Origin of the sequence: Massilia sp. IC2-476, assembly GCF_020707295.1 — a bacterium.
Classification (GTDB): Bacteria; Pseudomonadota; Gammaproteobacteria; order Burkholderiales; family Burkholderiaceae_D; genus Telluria.
Genome location: NZ_JAJFER010000010.1, coordinates 103,163 through 118,407 on the forward strand (window position 1 = coordinate 103,163; position 15,245 = coordinate 118,407).

At 66.2% G+C, this 15,245-nt stretch carries 13 protein-coding genes; 9 read left to right on the top strand and 4 right to left on the bottom strand.

The window, feature by feature from the left end:
- From LK539_RS22380 to LK539_RS22415, 8 genes are all read left to right on the top strand, one after another.
- Complete coding sequence (locus LK539_RS22380; protein ID WP_227803275.1) at positions 1 to 876, top strand: carbohydrate ABC transporter permease; 876 nt, start codon at positions 1 to 3, stop codon at positions 874 to 876.
- Positions 873 to 1,763, top strand: coding sequence for a carbohydrate ABC transporter permease (locus LK539_RS22385; RefSeq protein WP_373889589.1), 891 nt, complete (start codon positions 873 to 875; stop codon positions 1,761 to 1,763). The genes LK539_RS22380 and LK539_RS22385 overlap by 4 nt, the downstream gene beginning before the upstream one ends.
- A gap of 10 nt (positions 1,764 to 1,773) precedes the next feature.
- Complete coding sequence (locus LK539_RS22390) at positions 1,774 to 2,838, top strand: ABC transporter ATP-binding protein (protein ID WP_227803276.1); 1,065 nt, start codon at positions 1,774 to 1,776, stop codon at positions 2,836 to 2,838.
- Positions 2,839 to 2,916: 78 nt separating this feature from the next.
- Positions 2,917 to 3,948 (top strand): substrate-binding domain-containing protein, encoded by a 1,032-nt coding sequence (locus tag LK539_RS22395; RefSeq protein WP_227803277.1) that lies wholly within the window; start codon positions 2,917 to 2,919, stop codon positions 3,946 to 3,948.
- A gap of 88 nt (positions 3,949 to 4,036) precedes the next feature.
- Positions 4,037 to 5,404: a GH1 family beta-glucosidase gene (locus LK539_RS22400; protein WP_227803278.1), complete on the top strand. Its 1,368-nt coding sequence runs from the start codon at positions 4,037 to 4,039 to the stop codon at positions 5,402 to 5,404.
- Between the two features lie 35 nt (positions 5,405 to 5,439).
- Positions 5,440 to 7,950, top strand: coding sequence for a glycoside hydrolase family 3 protein (locus tag LK539_RS22405; protein ID WP_227803279.1), 2,511 nt, complete (start codon positions 5,440 to 5,442; stop codon positions 7,948 to 7,950).
- Entirely contained in the window at positions 7,947 to 8,900 is a 954-nt protein-coding gene (locus LK539_RS22410; RefSeq protein ID WP_227803280.1) for a glucokinase, read from the top strand. Before LK539_RS22405 ends, LK539_RS22410 begins: the two co-directional genes overlap by 4 nt.
- Before the next feature lie 15 nt (positions 8,901 to 8,915).
- On the top strand, positions 8,916 to 10,220 hold the full coding sequence (locus tag LK539_RS22415) for a sugar MFS transporter (protein ID WP_227803281.1): 1,305 nt from the start codon (positions 8,916 to 8,918) through the stop codon (positions 10,218 to 10,220).
- Between the two features lie 46 nt (positions 10,221 to 10,266).
- Here the strand turns inward: LK539_RS22415 and LK539_RS22420 are convergent, their stop codons facing one another.
- Complete coding sequence (locus tag LK539_RS22420) at positions 10,267 to 11,337, bottom strand: MBL fold metallo-hydrolase (RefSeq protein WP_227803282.1); 1,071 nt, start codon at positions 11,335 to 11,337, stop codon at positions 10,267 to 10,269.
- An 82-nt stretch (positions 11,338 to 11,419) separates the two neighbouring features.
- Between LK539_RS22420 and LK539_RS22425 the strand changes: the two genes are divergently transcribed.
- Complete coding sequence (locus LK539_RS22425) at positions 11,420 to 12,031, top strand: TetR/AcrR family transcriptional regulator (RefSeq protein WP_227803283.1); 612 nt, start codon at positions 11,420 to 11,422, stop codon at positions 12,029 to 12,031.
- On the opposite strand, the gene LK539_RS22430 is transcribed toward LK539_RS22425, so the two are convergent.
- Genes LK539_RS22430 through LK539_RS22440 form a run of 3 tightly spaced genes read right to left on the bottom strand, consistent with a single transcriptional unit; the run spans position 12,010 to position 15,235 of the window.
- Positions 12,010 to 13,515: a tryptophan halogenase family protein gene (locus LK539_RS22430; protein WP_227803284.1), complete on the bottom strand. Its 1,506-nt coding sequence runs from the start codon at positions 13,513 to 13,515 to the stop codon at positions 12,010 to 12,012. The genes LK539_RS22425 and LK539_RS22430 overlap by 22 nt on opposite strands.
- Positions 13,516 to 13,524: 9 nt before the next feature.
- Positions 13,525 to 14,550 carry a cupin-like domain-containing protein gene (locus tag LK539_RS22435; RefSeq protein WP_227803285.1) on the bottom strand — a complete coding sequence of 342 codons (1,026 nt, stop codon included), beginning with the start codon at positions 14,548 to 14,550 and terminating at the stop codon, positions 13,525 to 13,527.
- Positions 14,522 to 15,235 (bottom strand): SapC family protein, encoded by a 714-nt coding sequence (locus tag LK539_RS22440; RefSeq protein ID WP_227803286.1) that lies wholly within the window; start codon positions 15,233 to 15,235, stop codon positions 14,522 to 14,524. Before LK539_RS22440 ends, LK539_RS22435 begins: the two co-directional genes overlap by 29 nt.
- Positions 15,236 to 15,245: the final 10 nt, after the last annotated feature.

The following is a 15,245-nucleotide window of genomic DNA, read 5'->3' on the forward strand; positions in this document are numbered from 1 at the left end:
ATGCTCTCCCTACGCGCCCACAAGCTCTCTCCTCACGTCGCCCTGCTGCCGATGGCGCTGACCGTGCTCGTCGCCTACATCGGCGCAGCGCTGTGGACCTTCCGCACCTCGTTCACCTCCTCGCGCACCTTCGCCTCGGATAACTTCATCGGCGCCGCACAGTACGTGCGCCTGTTCGACAACGAGCGCTGGCTGATCTCGCTGAACAACCTGGCCATGTACGGCGCGCTGTTCATCCTCGCCTGCATGGTGCTGGGCTTCCTGCTGGCCGCCTTCATCGACCAGAACGTCAACGGCGAAGGCTTTCTACGCACCGTCTTCCTCTACCCCTACGCGATGTCCTTCATCGCCACCGGCCTGGTGTGGCAATGGATGCTGGCGCCGGGCGCCGGCATCGAGGGCGCCGTGCGCCAGCTGGGTTTCACGAACTTCAGCTTCGACTGGATCATCGACCAGGAGATGGTCATCTACACCATCGTCATCGCCGCCGTCTGGCAGGCCTCGGGCCTGGTGATGGCCATGATGCTGGCCGGCCTGCGCGGCGTCGATCCGGAGATCTACAAGGCGGCGCGCCTGGACGGCATCCCGGCCTGGCGCGTCTACCTGCAGATCGTGTTGCCGATGCTGGGACCGACGGTTGCCACCGTGTTCCTGCTGCTGTGCACCGCCGTCGTGAAACTGTATGACGCGGTTGTTGCGATGACGGGCGGCGGACCAGGCACGGCCAGCGAGGTCCCGGCCAAGTTCATCATGGATCACCTGTTCCTGCGTTCGAACATCGGGCTGGCCTCGGCCGGCGCCGTGACCCTGCTCATCCCGGTGCTGGCCCTGCTGGCGCCCTATGCCTACGCTCGCAGCCGGAGGAAACGCGCATGAGCGACACTGTCCTTGAGGCCCCCGTTCCCGTGATGAGCTTTGCCGCCCCCCGCGTGCGCCGCAAGCGCTTCAGCCCTGCCCGCATCGGCGTCTACGCGTTCCTGTTCAGCGCCGCGCTGTACTTCCTGCTGCCGCTGTACGTCATGATCATCACGTCCTTCAAGTCGATGGACGAAATCAGGAACGGCAATGTGTTCGCCCTGCCCCTGCTGGCCACGATCGAACCGTGGACGAATGCCTGGAACCAGGTCAGCGGCGGCTTCTGGAACTCGGTGGCGATCACGGTGCCGAGCACCATCATCCCGATCCTGCTGGGCGCCATCAACGGCTATGCCTTGTCGTTCTGGAAGCCGCGCGGCGCCAATCTGCTGTTCGGCGTGCTGCTGGCCGGCGCCTTCATCCCGGTGCAGGTGATGATCTATCCGCTGGTGTGGATGATGGCGCGCGCCGGCGTGTTCGGTTCGCTCCCGGCGATCGTGCTGGTCCACGTCATCTTCGGCATGCCGATCATGACCCTGCTGTTCCGGAATTACTATGCCTCGGTGCCGCACGAGCTGTTCCAGGCCGCGCGCATCGACGGCGGCGGCTTCTGGCGCATCTTCCTGCAGGTGATGCTGCCAATGTCGCTGCCGATCGTGGTGGTGGCGGCCATCATGCAGGTCACCGGCGTCTGGAACGACTACATCCTCGGCCTCGTGTTCGCGGGCCGCGACAACGCGCCGATGACGGTGCAGCTGAATAACGTGATCAACACCACCACCGGCACCCGCCTGTACAACGTCAACATGGCCGCGACCATGCTGACGGCGGCGGTGCCGCTGGCGATCTACTTCATCTCGGGACGCTGGTTCGTGCGTGGTATCGCCGCCGGCGCCGTGAAAGGTTAATGGGTTCACCATGGCGAACGTCCACCTGCGCAAACTGTGCATCACCCGCGGCAGCAACCAGGTCATCCGCGACCTCGACCTGCACATCGAACCGGGCGAATTCCTGGTCCTGCTGGGCCCTTCGGGCTGCGGCAAGTCGACCCTGCTGCACAGCATTGCCGGCCTGATCGACCTGGCCGACGGCTCGATCGAGATCGGCGGGCGCGACATGAGCTACGCCGACCCCAGCGAACGGGGCATCGGCATGGTGTTCCAGTCGTATGCGCTGTACCCGACCATGACGGTCGAGAAGAACATGTCCTTCGGCCTGCGCATCTCGGGCGCGCCCAAGGCCGAGATCCAGCGCCGCGTGCAGCGCGCTGCCGAGATGCTGCAGCTCGACGCGCTGCTGGACCGCAAGCCGGCCCAGCTCTCCGGCGGCCAGCGCCAGCGCGTGGCGATCGGCCGCGCCCTGGTGCGCGAAGCCGGGGTCTACCTGTTCGACGAGCCGCTCTCGAACCTGGACGCCAAGCTGCGCGCGGAGCTGCGGCGCGAACTCAAGCTCCTGCACCAGAACCTCGGTTCGACCATGGTCTACGTGACCCACGACCAGGCCGAAGCGATGACGCTGGCCACCCGGATCGTGGTGATGCAGGGCGGCCGCATCCAGCAGATCGGCACCCCGGCCGAAGTCTACGAGCGTCCCGCCAACCGCTTCGTGGCCGGCTTCCTCGGTTCGCCCTCGATGAACTTCGTCGACGGCCACCTGGAAGGCGAACTCGATGTGCGCAGGCGCTTCAGCGCGGGCGGGCTGGCGCTCGACCTGGCCTCCAGCTGCGTGGCGCCGCCGGGCGCGGTGACCCTGGCCGTGCGGCCGGAAGACATCCACATCGCGTCGGATGGTCCCTTGCAGGCGACCGTGACCCTGGTCGAACCGATGGGCAACCACCAGGTCGTCTGGTTGGACTGCGGCGGCCACCAGCTTTCCAGCATCGTGCACGACCCGCGCCCGCTGGCCAGTGGCCAGGCGGTGCGCTTCGACATCGACGCCGCGCGCGTGTCCCTGTTCAACCCGAAGGATGGCAAGCGCCTATAAAGACAGGTGCCAGTGTCAGTTGAATGCAGTATGCTTCAGTGTTTATCGAATAACTAAACAACAGGACAGGGATCGTCAGTGGCAACCATCAAGGACGTAGCGCGTCTCGCCGGCGTCGGCCTCGGCACCGCATCGCGCGTGGTGAGCGGCAAGGGCTCGGTCTCCCCGGCCACGCTGGAACGCGTGCGCAAGGCGATCGACGAGCTGGGATTCCGCCCCTCGCATGCGGCGCGCGCCCTGCTGTCGGGCACCAGCCAGATGGTGGGCGTCTACATCCCGGTCCTCTCCGGCACCTTCTACACCCCGATCCTACAGATCATCGATACCGAGCTGCGCGCCGCCGGCCTGCACATGGTGGTGGCCTTCGGCGTCGGCCTTGGCGACGCACGGCGCCAGGCCATCGAGGGCATCGAGTTCCTGATCGAGCGCGGTTGCGACGGCATCGTCATGATGACCAGCGCCCTCACCGACGACGACCTGGCCGCGATGAAAGGCAAGCAGAAGCAGATCGTGGCGCTGAACCACGAGTTCAGCCAGATCCCGGACCAGTGCTTCACAGTCGACCATGCGCTGGGCGGACGCCTGGCTGCGCGCACCCTGCTCGACTACAAGCACCGCGACATCGCCGTCATCTCCGGTCCGGCGGCACTAGCCGACAACGTGGCGCGCGTGGACGGCTTCATGCGCGAGCTGCAGGCCGACGGCATCGATCCAGCCAAGGTCTGGATGGCGGAGAGCGACTTCTCGCCCCAGGGCGGCTGGTCGGCGGCCAAGGCGCTGATCGACTCGGGCACGAAGTGCAGCGCGCTGTTCTGCGCCAACGACGAGATGGCGGTCGGCGCCCTGGCCTACTTCCAGGAAGCCGGCATCAGCGTGCCGCGCGACCTGTCGGTGATCGGCTACGACGACACGCCCAGCGCAGCCTTCTCGGCGCCGCGCCTCACCTCGGTCCACATGCCGTGGCGCGAAATGACGCTCAACGGACTGAATGCCCTGCTCAACCGCTGCTACGACCTGCACCGCCCGGTCACCCGTACCTTCCCGGTCAGCGTGACCCTGCGCGCCTCCCTGGCGAAAGTGCCGACCGCAGCGAAAGGGAAGAAAAAATAAGGGCTGGCCGCTCGCCGGCCTTTTTTTTTAGATTGCAATTGGAAAGCTTTCCAAATATCCTAGCGTAACGATTTATACAGACCCGACCATGACAACAACCAAGCGTCCCGAGCCGAGCGCCCCATCGCGCGCCGATTTCGCCCCCGACTTCTTGTGGGGCTGCGCCACCTCCTCGTACCAGATCGAAGGCGCCGGTCAGGAAGACGGCCGGGTCGAATCGATCTGGGACCGCTTCGCCGCCACGCCCGGCAAGATCAAGGACGGCTCCAACGGCTCGGTCGCCTGCGACCACTACCACCGCTGGCCGGAAGACTTCGACATCGGCCGCGACATGGGCCTGAACGCCTACCGCTTCTCGATCGCCTGGCCGCGCATCTTCTCGGAAGTCGGCGGCAAGCCGAACGAAAAGGGCCTGGACTTCTACTCGCGCCTGGTGGACGGCATGCTGGAGCGCGGCATGCAGCCCTGGGCCACGCTCTACCACTGGGACCTGCCGCAGTACCTGGAAGACCGCGGCGGCTGGAACAACCGCGCCACCGTCGACGCCTACCTGGCCTTCGTGGATGCGATGACGCGCCGCCTGGGCGACCGCGTGCAGCACTGGATCACCCACAACGAACCCTGGTGCACCGCCATCATCGGCAACTTCGAAGGCTGGCATGCGCCGGGCAATACCGACATCAAGACCGCGCTGCAGGTGGCCCACCACGTGCTGCTCTCGCACGGCAAGGCGGTGCCGCTGATCCGCGCCAACGTCCGCAACGCCAGGGCCGGCATCGCCCTCAGCCTGCATCCGGTGCGCCCGGCTTCGAGCCACCCGGACGACATCGCCGCTACCGAACGCCACGACGGCCTGCGCTACCGCTGGTTCCTCGACCCGCTCTACGGCCGCGGCTACCCGAAGGCGACCCTGGAAGCCTTCGGCGACGCCGCCCCGGTGGTGCATCCGGGCGACATGGAAGCGATTGCGGTGCCGACCGACTTCCTCGGCGTGAACTACTACTTCCCCGAAACCGTCCAGCATGCCCCTGGCCACGCGCCCCTGGATGCGCGCGTGCTGCCGCCCGCCGACGGCGCCGAGACCACCTACATGGGCTGGGAAGTCGCACCGCAGGGCCTGGCCGAACTGCTGCTGCGCATCGAGAAGGATTACCACCCGGGCCCGATGTACATCACCGAAAACGGCTCCTGCTTTGCGGACGAAGTGAATGGCGACGGCGAGATCGACGACGTCGAACGCCGCCACTACCTGATGCGCCACCTGGCTTCCTTGCGCGCCGCCATCAAAGACGGCGTGCCGGTGAAAGGCTATTTCGCCTGGAGCCTGCTCGACAACTTCGAATGGGCCGAGGGTTACCTGAAGCGCTTCGGGCTCACCCACATCGACTACACCACCCAGCAGCGCCGCCTGAAGGGCAGCGGCAAGTGGTACCGTGCCTTCCTGCACGGCGAATAACGACAACACACAATAACCATACAGCGAGACAAACCATGACACCCAAGCTTCGCAACCCCGTACTTGCGCTGGCCATGGCGCTGGCCATCGCGCCGGCCCTGCCGGCCACCGCGGCCCCTGCTGCTCCCCTGACCGACTGGCCCCAGGTCCGCAGCGCCATCGGCAAGGACGCCGCGCTCGAGCAGCGCGTGCGCGAGATCGTGAGCAAGATGACCCTGGCCCAGAAGGTCGGCCAGATGACCCAGCCCGAGATCAAGAGCGCCAGTCCGGAAGATGTAAAACGCTACTACCTCGGCTCGGTCCTGAATGGCGGCGGCAGCTGGCCGAACGGGAACAAGCACGCCAAGGCGGCCGAATGGCTGGCGCTGGCGCAGCGCTACCACGAAGCTTCGATGGCCACCGACATGGCGATCAAGGTGCCGGTGGTGTGGGGCACGGATGCGGTCCACGGCCACAACAACGTGTTCGGCGCCACCCTGTTCCCGCACAACATCGGCCTGGGCGCGGCGCGCAATCCGAAGCTGCTGGAAGAAATCGGCGCGGCCACGGCCAAAGCCACGCGCGCCAGCGGCATCGCCTGGGTGTTCGGGCCGACCCTGGCCGTGGTCCGTGACGACCGCTGGGGCCGCACCTACGAAAGCTATGCCGAGAACCCGGAAGTGGTGAGCAGCTATGCCGGCGCCTACGTGCGCGGCATGCAGGGTTCGCTGAAGGATGACGCCAACACCATCGCCACCGCCAAGCACTTCATCGGCGACGGCGGCACCGAGAACGGCAAGGACCGCGGCGTCAACAAGTCGACCACCGCGCAGATGATCAACATCCACGGCGCCGGCTACTACCCTGCCCTGCATGCGGGCGCCCAGACCGTCATGTCTTCGTTCAACTCGTGGAACGACGTCGCCGGCGGCACCAACTACGGCAAGATGCACGGCAGCCGCGCCATGCTGACCGACGTGCTCAAGACGAAAATGGGCTTCGACGGTTTCGTGGTCACCGACTGGAACGGCATCGGCGAAGTGCCGGGCTGCCGCAACGACAGCTGCGCCCAGGCCATCAATGCCGGCAACGACATGATCATGGTGCCGGACGACTGGAAAGCCTTCATCGCCAACACCATCAAACAGGTCGAGAGCGGCGAGATCCCGATGGCGCGCATCGACGATGCGGTCAGCCGCATCATTCGCGTCAAGCTGCGCGCCGGCCTGTTCGACAAGAGCCCGGCGCAAAACGCCCATGCCGGCAAGGATGACGCCATGCAGGCGCGCGACCTGGCGCGGCGCGCGGTGCGCGAGTCGCTGGTCTTGATCAAGAACGAGCAGCCGGTGCTGCCGATCGCCCGCGGCAAGAAGATCCTCGTGGTCGGCAAGACCGCGGACGACCTGTCGAACCAGACCGGCGGCTGGTCGATCACCTGGCAGGGCACGGCCAATACCAATGCCGACTTCCCGAACGCCGACACGATCCTGGCCGGCATTCGCGATGCCGCCGGCAAGGACAATGTGAGCTTCAGCCTGGACGCGAAGGGCGTGGACGTGTCGAAGTTCGACGTGGTGGTGGCCGTGATCGGCGAGCGCCCGTATGCGGAAGGCGACGGCGACATCGGCCCGAACGGCACCCTGCGCCATTCCAGCCGCTATCCGGAAGACCTGGCCGTGCTGCAGGCAGTCGCAGGCAAGGGCAAGCCGGTGGTGACCGTGTTCGTCTCCGGCCGCCCGCTGTATGTCAACGACCTGCTCAACCTGTCGGACGTGTTCGTGGCCGCCTGGCTGCCGGGCACCGAGGGCAAGGGCGTGTCCGACCTGCTGGTCGCCGGTTCGAAACGCTACGACTTCACCGGCAAGCTGCCCTTCTCGTGGCCGAAGTCGGCCTGCCAGACCGATCTCAACATCGGCGACAAGAACTATGCGCCGCTGTTCGCCTACGGCTACGGCTTGAAGAGCGCGACCCGCTCGAAGCTCGGCAAGCTGGATGCGACCTACCCGGCCGGCGGCTGCAGCGTCAGCAACAGCTTCCCGGTGTTCAGCCAGGCCGACCGCGCCAGCTTCCCGCTCGCCATTCGCAGCGGTTCCCAGCAGCTGGTGCTGGGCGCCGACCTGAATTCGACTTTCACCCTGCCTGGCGTGACGGTGCAGACCTCGCAGGTCAACACCCAGCAGGACGCGAAACTCGTGACCTGGACCGGTCCGGCCGCCGTCGAGGCGCGCGGCGCCCGTGCCATGGTGCTGCCGGCCGCCGCCAGCGCCAATGCGGCGCTGCGTTTCGACACCATCGTCTCGAACGCACCCGCCGGCAAGGTGAGCATGGCCATGGGTGGCGGCGTGCTGGACACCACGGCCCTGTTCAAGCGCCTGGCCGGCAAGGGCAAGCAGACCGTCAAGATTCCGCTGAGCTGCTTCCAGGCCAAGGGCACCATTCTTTCCAAGGTCGATACGCCCTTCAGCGTCACCAGCAATGCGGCCTTTGCCGCCGCCTTCGCCAACATCGAGATCGCCGGCGGCGCTGCCGGCGAGCCGGATGCCGTGCGCTGCGAGGAACTGCAATGAAGCTGTTGGCCGACATCGGCGGCACCAACGCCCGCTTCGCCCTGCAGTCCGGCCGTGATGGCTTCGACGACATCGAGGTGCTGGCCTGCGCCGACCATGCCACCCTGGGCGAAGCAATGCAGGCCTATCTCGGCAAGGCCGCCGGCCGCGGTTTCGCGGTGGACGGCCTGCGCCACGCGGCCATCGCGATCGCCAATCCGGTCGAGGACGATCGGGTCAGCATGACCAACCACCACTGGAGCTTCTCGATCGAGGAACTGCGCAAGCAGCAAGGCCTGGAGACGCTGCTGGTGGTGAACGACTTCGCCGCGCTGGCGATGTCGCTGCCGCACCTGGAAGCCAGTGGCCGCGAGCGCATCGGCGGCGGCCTCGAGCTCCCGAATCGTCCCATCGGCCTGATCGGCCCGGGTACCGGCCTCGGTGTCTCGGGCGTGATCCCGGCCGGCAAGCGCTGGATCGCGCTGGCGGGCGAAGGCGGCCACGTGAGCTTTGCTCCGTCCACACGCGAGGAAGTCGCGATCCTGGAGGCGCTGTGGGGAGAATACGGCCATGTGTCGGCCGAGCGCCTGCTGTCGGGCATGGGGCTGGAGCTGATCCACTGGGCCTTGACCGGCAAGCGCATCGACGCGCCGGGCATCACCGGCGCGGCGATCGACGGCAGCTCTGTCGACTGCGTGAAGACCGTCGAGGTCTTCTGCGGAGTGCTCGGCAGCGTGGCCGGCAACGTCGCGCTGACCCTGGGCGCGACCGGCGGCATGTACATCGGTGGCGGCATCGTGCCGCGTCTTGGTAAACTGTTCACCGAGTCGGCGTTCCGCGCGCGCTTCGAGGACAAGGGGCGCCTCAGTCCCTACCTGGCGCGCATTCCGACCTACCTGATTACCGAGCAGTACCCGGCGCTGCGCGGCGTGTCCGCCATGCTCTCGGATCACATCGCAGCAACGGCATAACAATACGGAGACATCATGCAAAACGCCGCACCCAATCCTGTACTGGCGCCAGCCACCGAAGCGGAACACAACCCGCACACCGGCGCGCTGATCATCGTCACCATCCTGTTCTTCATGTGGGGCCTGCTCACGTCGCTCAACGACGTCCTGATCCCGCACCTGAAGTCGATCTACACCCTGACCTACCTGCAGGCGATGCTGGTGCAGTTCTGCTTCTTCGGCGCCTACTTCATCGTGTCGCTGCCGGCCGGCGCCCTGATCCGCCGCATCGGCTACCAGAACGGCGCCGTCACCGGCCTGATGATCGCGGCCGCGGGCTGCGCCCTGTTCTATCCGGCTTCAAAAGGGGGCTATGGCCTGTTCCTGTTTGCCTTCTTCGTGCTGGCAAGCGGCATCACCATCCTGCAGGTGGCGGCCAACCCCTACGTCACCGTACTGGGGCCGGCGCGTACCGCGTCCAGCCGCCTGACCCTGACCCAGGCCTTCAACTCGCTCGGCACCACTGTCGCCCCATCGTTGGGCGGCATCCTGATCCTGTCCACGGTGGCCCTCAGCGCCGACCAGCTGGCGGCGCTGCCGGCAGCGGAGCAGGCCGCGCACAAGGCGGCGGAAGCGGCTGCGGTGCAGGGTCCTTACCTGGGCCTGGCTGCGGCGCTGGCGATCCTGGCGGTGCTGTTCGCGCTGGCCAAGCTGCCGAAGATCAACCACGCCGTTGACGGCAAGCCGGCTGTCGACGGCAAAGGCGGGGCCATGGCCTACCGCCACCTGGTACTGGGCGCGGTCGCGATCTTCCTGTACGTGGGCGCGGAAGTCAGCATCGGCAGCTTCCTCATCAACTTCCTCGGCGAGGGCAATATCGCGGGTCTGAGCCACGCGGACGCGGCGCAGTACGTCAGCCTGTACTGGGGCGGCGCCCTGGTCGGCCGCTTCGTGGGCTTTGCCGTGATGCGTTACGTCAGCCCAGGCAAGTCGCTGGCCGTCACCGCGCTCGGCTCGATCCTGCTGGTGCTCACCGCAACCTTCGGCGAGGGCTCGCTGGCGATGTGGGCGATCATCGCGGTCGGCCTGTGCAACTCGATCATGTTCCCGACCATCTTCAGCCTCGCGCTGCACGGCCTGGGCAAGTTCACCGGCCAGGGTTCGGGCATCCTGTGCATGGCCATCGTCGGCGGCGCCATCGTGCCCTTCATCCAGGGCATGTTCGCCGACACCATCGGCCTGCAGCCGTCCTTCCTGGTACCGGCCGTGTGCTACCTGTTCATCATGTACTTCGGCATGAAGTACGCGAACCTGCACAAGCAGCCGGTGGCAACCGCCTGAGTTTGACCATCCGGTTAAAAATGGGCCTGCATCTGCAGGCCCATTTTCATTCCACGGTACGCCACCAGGCCTGCCCGGCGTGCGGCTGCGCCAGCGCCAGCGGCTCGCCCATCTCCGGCGTCGTCAGCTGGACGCCCTTCTCCGCGGCCAGCGCCGCGATGCGCTCGAGCGGATCCTGCCAGCGGTGCAGCGCCAGGTCGAAGGTGCCGTTATGGACCGGCAGCAGCCATTTGCCCTTCAGGTCGAGGAAGGCCTGCAGCGTCTCTTCCGGTTGCATGTGCACGTCCGGCCACTGCTTGTCGTAGGCGCCGGTTTCCACCATCGCCACGTCGAAAGGACCGAAGCGTTCGCCGATCTCCTTGAAACCCTTGAAGTAGCCGCTGTCGCCGCTGAAGAACAGGCGCAGCTCATCGTGCAGGATCACCCAGGAAGCCCACAGGGTCGTATCGCGGTCGCGCAGCGACCGGCCCGAGAAGTGCTGGGCCGGGGTGGCGACGAAGCGCACGCCGCCCACCTTCGCCTCTTGCCACCAGTCGAGCTGGCGCACCTTGCCGGCGTCGACACCCCAGTCGATGAGGCGGTCGCCCACGCCCAGCGGCGCCAGGAAGTGCTCGGTCTTGGCGGCCAGCGCCATGATGGCGGCGTGGTCGAGGTGGTCGTAGTGGTCGTGCGACAGGATCACGGCCTTGATCGGCGGGAGTTCGGCGATGCCGATCGGCGGCGCATGGAAGCGCTTGGGGCCGGCCCACTGCACCGGCGAAGCGCGCTCGGAGAACACCGGATCGGTGAGATAGAACTCGCCGCCCAGCTTGAACAGCATGGTCGAGTGCCCGAGGCGGAACAGGCTGCGGTCGGGTGCGGCGAGCAGGGCGGCCCGGCTGAGGGGGCGCACGGGGATGGCACCTAGCGGCATGGTGCCGGCCGGCTTGTTGAGCATGGCGTTCCACCACAGCCCCACCATTTCGCCGAAGCTGTATTCGCGCATCTTGATGGCATTGCGGAATTTTCCGTCCGCGTAATGGGCGGACGGGGAGTACGCCGGAGCGGCGCTGGCAAGGCTGCAGTAGGTCATGATGGCGGCAACTCCAAGGATGAGGGTGACGAACAGGATGCGCATCGTTAGCAATCGATAAAATGTACACTACACAGTGTAGTTTCACTTTTTGGAAAAGTAAACTACCCGGTGTAAAATTAATCGCATGAACGCACCCCGCCTGACCGACCGCAAACGCAACGCCATCATCGAAGCCGCCGCCGCCCAGTTCCGCGCCCATGGTTTCGAAGCGACCAGCATGGACAAGATCGCCGCCGCCGCGGAAGTCTCGAAGCGCACGGTGTACAACCATTTCCCCAGCAAGGAAGAGCTGTTCGCGGAAACCATCGTGCAGCTGTTCGAGCGCAGCGCGGCCGCGCACGAGCTGGCCTACCGCAGCGATGTGGGCTTGCGCGAGCAGCTCGGCGAACTGCTGCGCCTGAAGATGCGCAGCCTGGAAGACCGTGATTTCCTCGACCTGGCGCGCGTGGCCATCTCGGAGGCGATCCACGCGCCCGAGCGCGCGCTGCCGGTGTTTGCGCGCCTGAACGAGCGCGAAGAAGGGGTCACGGCATGGATCCGCGCAGCCCAGCTGGATAGGCGCCTGAAGCCGGGCGATCCGGTGTTCGCGGCGACGATGCTGCAGGGCCAGGTGAAAGCCTTCGCTTTCTGGCCCCAGGTGGCGATGGGCGCCGCCCCGCTCGGTCCTGCGCAGCAGGAGCCGGTGATCGAGGCGGCGGTGTCGATGTTCCTCGCTTACTTCGGCGCCGAGCAGTAGCGCTCGACGTAGGACTGGTGCGAAGGCAGGCCGGCGACCGTGCGGTCGATCTGCCCCTTGATCCCGCCGAGGAATTGCGACAGTTCTTCGTCGCCCATGAGGTCGGCCGTCTGGTGATGGCGATAAGGCATGATGCCCTGCCCCAGCATCACCTGGATCCAGGAGTTCTCGGCGAACAGTTCGGTCGGCTCGCGGAACACGCGGCCGGTCTCGCGGAACAGGTCGATGCGGTGCTGCAGTGACGCCGGCACCGCCATGTTGCGCGCGTCCGTCCAGTAGGGCGCGTCGATCCGGTTGTTGACCTTGTAGTGCAGGATGATGAAGTCGCGGATGTGCTCGACCTCGTTCCAGGCCTGGCGGTTGAATTCGTCCACGTCGCTCTGCACGATGCCGCTGGTCGGGAAGATCTGCATCAGGCGGATGATGCTGCGCTGGATCAGGTGGATGCTGGTCGATTCGATCGGCTCCAGGAAGCCGCTCGACAGGCCGACCGCAACCACGTTGCCTTTCCAGACCTGGCGCCGTTGGCCCGGCGTGAACTTGATCACGCGCGGCTTCATCAGGGCTTCGCCTTGAATATTCCCGAGCAGCGCTTCAATGGCCGCGCCCTCTTCCACGTAGCGGCTGGAGAACACGATGCCGTTGCCGACCCGGTGCTGCAGCGGGATGCGCCACTGCCAGCCGAAGGGATGGGCGATCGAGCGCGTCAGCGGTATGGCGTCGCCGACGGACGCCGTCTGCAGGGCGGCGGCGCTGTCGTTGAACAGCCACTCGGACCAGTTCTCGTACTCGACGCCCATGGCCTGGCCGATCAAGAGGCCCCGGAAACCCGTGCAATCGATGAACAGGTCGCCCTCGATGTCCGCGCCGGAATCGAGGGTGATCGATCGCACCTGGCCGGTGAGCGCGCTGGTGGTGACGTCGACGATCTTGCCCTCGATGCGCTGCACTCCGAAGCGCTCGCTGAACTTGCGCAGGTAGCGCGCATAGGCGCTGGCGTCCAGGTGGTAGGCGTAGTTCATGCCCTGGCGCGGCAGGTGGGCGAACTTGTTCTCCTGCGAAGCGCGCAGCTCGAGGCAGTAGTCGCCGTATTCGCCGGCCAGGCCGCGCTCGCGGCCCTTGTGCCAGAAGTGCTGGAAGCCGGCGGTCCAGTGGTCGGTGCCGGTCAGGCCGAACGAGTGGATGTAGTCCTCGTTCACATTGCGCCAGTTCTCGAAGCTGATGCCGAGCTTGAAGGTGGCCTTGGTCTCGGCCATGAACTCCTGCTCGTTGATCTCGAGGAGGTTGTGGAAGTTCAGCAGGGTCGGGATGGTCGCCTCGCCCACGCCGACGGTGCCGATCTCGTCGGACTCGACCAGCTTGATGTCGAGGCGCTTGCCCAGCACCTTCGAGATGCATGCCGCCGCCATCCAGCCGGCGGTGCCGCCGCCCGCAATGACGACCCGGCGTATGGGTTTGCCGATTCCGTTCGCTGCCTTTTCCATGTTGTCTCCTCAGCGGTTCATTCTTTTCAGTAGTTGGGCGCGGATGCTGCGCACGCGGTCGGCGTCCATCGGCGCCAGCGCGCCGCGTGCGGCCGCAGGGATGTGCGCCGCGGTTTCCCCGTCGGCCTCGAATACGTAATGGCGGAACAGATTGGCCCAGGCCTTGCGCTGCTCTAGCGGCAGGTCGCGCACGCTCATCAAGGCATGCATGAAGGCGTTCATCGGCGTGTCCATGAAGTCCGGCGACTGGCGCCACCAGTAATTCACCAAGACGTTGAAGTCTTCCAGCGCCTCGATGTGGTGCCACCACATGCTCGGGATGAACAGGGCGTCGCCCGGCTCCATGTCGACGCTGAACGCATGTTCCATCGCCTGGGCGAAGCGCGGGAAGCGCGCCAGGTCGGGCTTCAAAAAGTCGACCAGGCTGATGGCCTGCCCGGCCGGCGTCAGGTCGAGCGGGCCGATATACAGGTTCTCGACCTGCTCCGGCGGGAACAGGGTGAAGCGGCGGCGCCCGGCCACCACACAGGCCAGGTTGTCCGGCAGGTCGTAGTGGGCGGCGATGCGGGTGCGGTTGCCGATCCAGATCGAGCCCAGGGCGTCGCGTCCGCCCAGGTCGATCGGGTTCTCCTCGTGGAAGCCCGGCAGGCAGGTGTCGATCGTGGTCGAGCCGACGTAGATCGCCGGCTGGACGGCGACGCCGCGGTAGCGGTCGAGCTCAGCCAGCACCTGGTCGAGGCGTACCCGCACCGGCGCGAAATTGAAGCCGTCCATCGCGTCGTTGTAGAAGAAGCGCCCTTCGATCTCGGGCGCTCCCAGCATGGCGGTGACGCTGGCGTCGCGGTAGAAGCGGCGCAGGTAGCTGCTCGCCGCCGCGCCGGATTCGCGCGCGGCGCGCACCATCGGCCAGCCGGCCACCAGCCCGCGCAGGACCACCGGCTCGGTCGCCTCGAGAATGCCTGGGCCGAGGTCGCGCGGCGTCAGGCCGGCAAGCTCGCGGATGGGTTCAGGCGCGGGCAGCGGCACGGCGGGCATTCTTGCGGTCGATCAGCGCGCGGAAGTTCGACAGCGAGGCCATCTGGTAGTAGATCGCGCTCAGCCAGCCGGCCTTGTGCAGGCTGGCGATCGCCGCGTCGTCCAGCGCGGCCAGGCGCTCTTCGTTGATGGTGTAGAAGCCGGACAGGCGGTTCTGGGAACCGTCGTCGAGCGTCACGTCGAGCGCGAAACCTTCGATCAGGTCGTGTTTGGTCAGGGCCTCGATGAAGTGGGAGTTCGAGTCCATGCCCTGGTGGACCGCGACCAGCATCGAGTTGACGTTCTCGAGGTAGGGGCTCATGCCGCCGTGCTCCAGGAAGATCGGCTCGCCCTCGGTCTTGCTGATGCGCGGGCTGTCCAGGTCGATGTGGATCATCAGCTCGTCGCCATTGCGGCCGATCAGGAAGGGCAGGCGGTCGACCAGCAGCGGCACGGTGGAGGCGTCCCAGCCCTTCTCGTTCAGGAACAGGTTTTCGTCGGCCTCGAAGCCGAACAGGACGATCGGCTCGAACGGGTGGGCTTCGCTCTCCTTGCGGAAGATGATCGGGTAATGGGCCTGCAGCAGGCGGAATTCGTCGGCGAAGGTCGGCACGAAGGGATGGCTCTCGTCCATGTCGCTGCCGTGGCGGGTGATGATGCGCAGGTCCTTGTGTTCGACGTTATTCAGCAGTACGGGGTTGGCCATCGTGTGTCTC

Bases quoted from the DNA above. Each gene is read 5' to 3' on its own strand.
- LK539_RS22430 (WP_227803284.1), bottom strand. From the start codon at position 13,515: ATGGAAAAGGCAGCGAACGGAATCGGCAAACCCATACGCCGGGTCGTC.
- LK539_RS22435 (WP_227803285.1), bottom strand. From the start codon at position 14,550: ATGCCCGCCGTGCCGCTGCCCGCGCCTGAACCCATCCGCGAGCTTGCC.
- LK539_RS22440 (WP_227803286.1), bottom strand. From the start codon at position 15,235: ATGGCCAACCCCGTACTGCTGAATAACGTCGAACACAAGGACCTGCGC.
- LK539_RS22425 (WP_227803283.1), top strand. From the start codon at position 11,420: ATGAACGCACCCCGCCTGACCGACCGCAAACGCAACGCCATCATCGAA.
- LK539_RS22385 (WP_373889589.1), top strand. From the start codon at position 873: ATGAGCGACACTGTCCTTGAGGCCCCCGTTCCCGTGATGAGCTTTGCC.
- LK539_RS22405 (WP_227803279.1), top strand. From the start codon at position 5,440: ATGACACCCAAGCTTCGCAACCCCGTACTTGCGCTGGCCATGGCGCTG.
- LK539_RS22380 (WP_227803275.1), top strand. From the start codon at position 1: ATGCTCTCCCTACGCGCCCACAAGCTCTCTCCTCACGTCGCCCTGCTG.
- LK539_RS22410 (WP_227803280.1), top strand. From the start codon at position 7,947: ATGAAGCTGTTGGCCGACATCGGCGGCACCAACGCCCGCTTCGCCCTG.
- LK539_RS22420 (WP_227803282.1), bottom strand. From the start codon at position 11,337: ATGCGCATCCTGTTCGTCACCCTCATCCTTGGAGTTGCCGCCATCATG.
- LK539_RS22390 (WP_227803276.1), top strand. From the start codon at position 1,774: ATGGCGAACGTCCACCTGCGCAAACTGTGCATCACCCGCGGCAGCAAC.
- LK539_RS22415 (WP_227803281.1), top strand. From the start codon at position 8,916: ATGCAAAACGCCGCACCCAATCCTGTACTGGCGCCAGCCACCGAAGCG.
- LK539_RS22400 (WP_227803278.1), top strand. From the start codon at position 4,037: ATGACAACAACCAAGCGTCCCGAGCCGAGCGCCCCATCGCGCGCCGAT.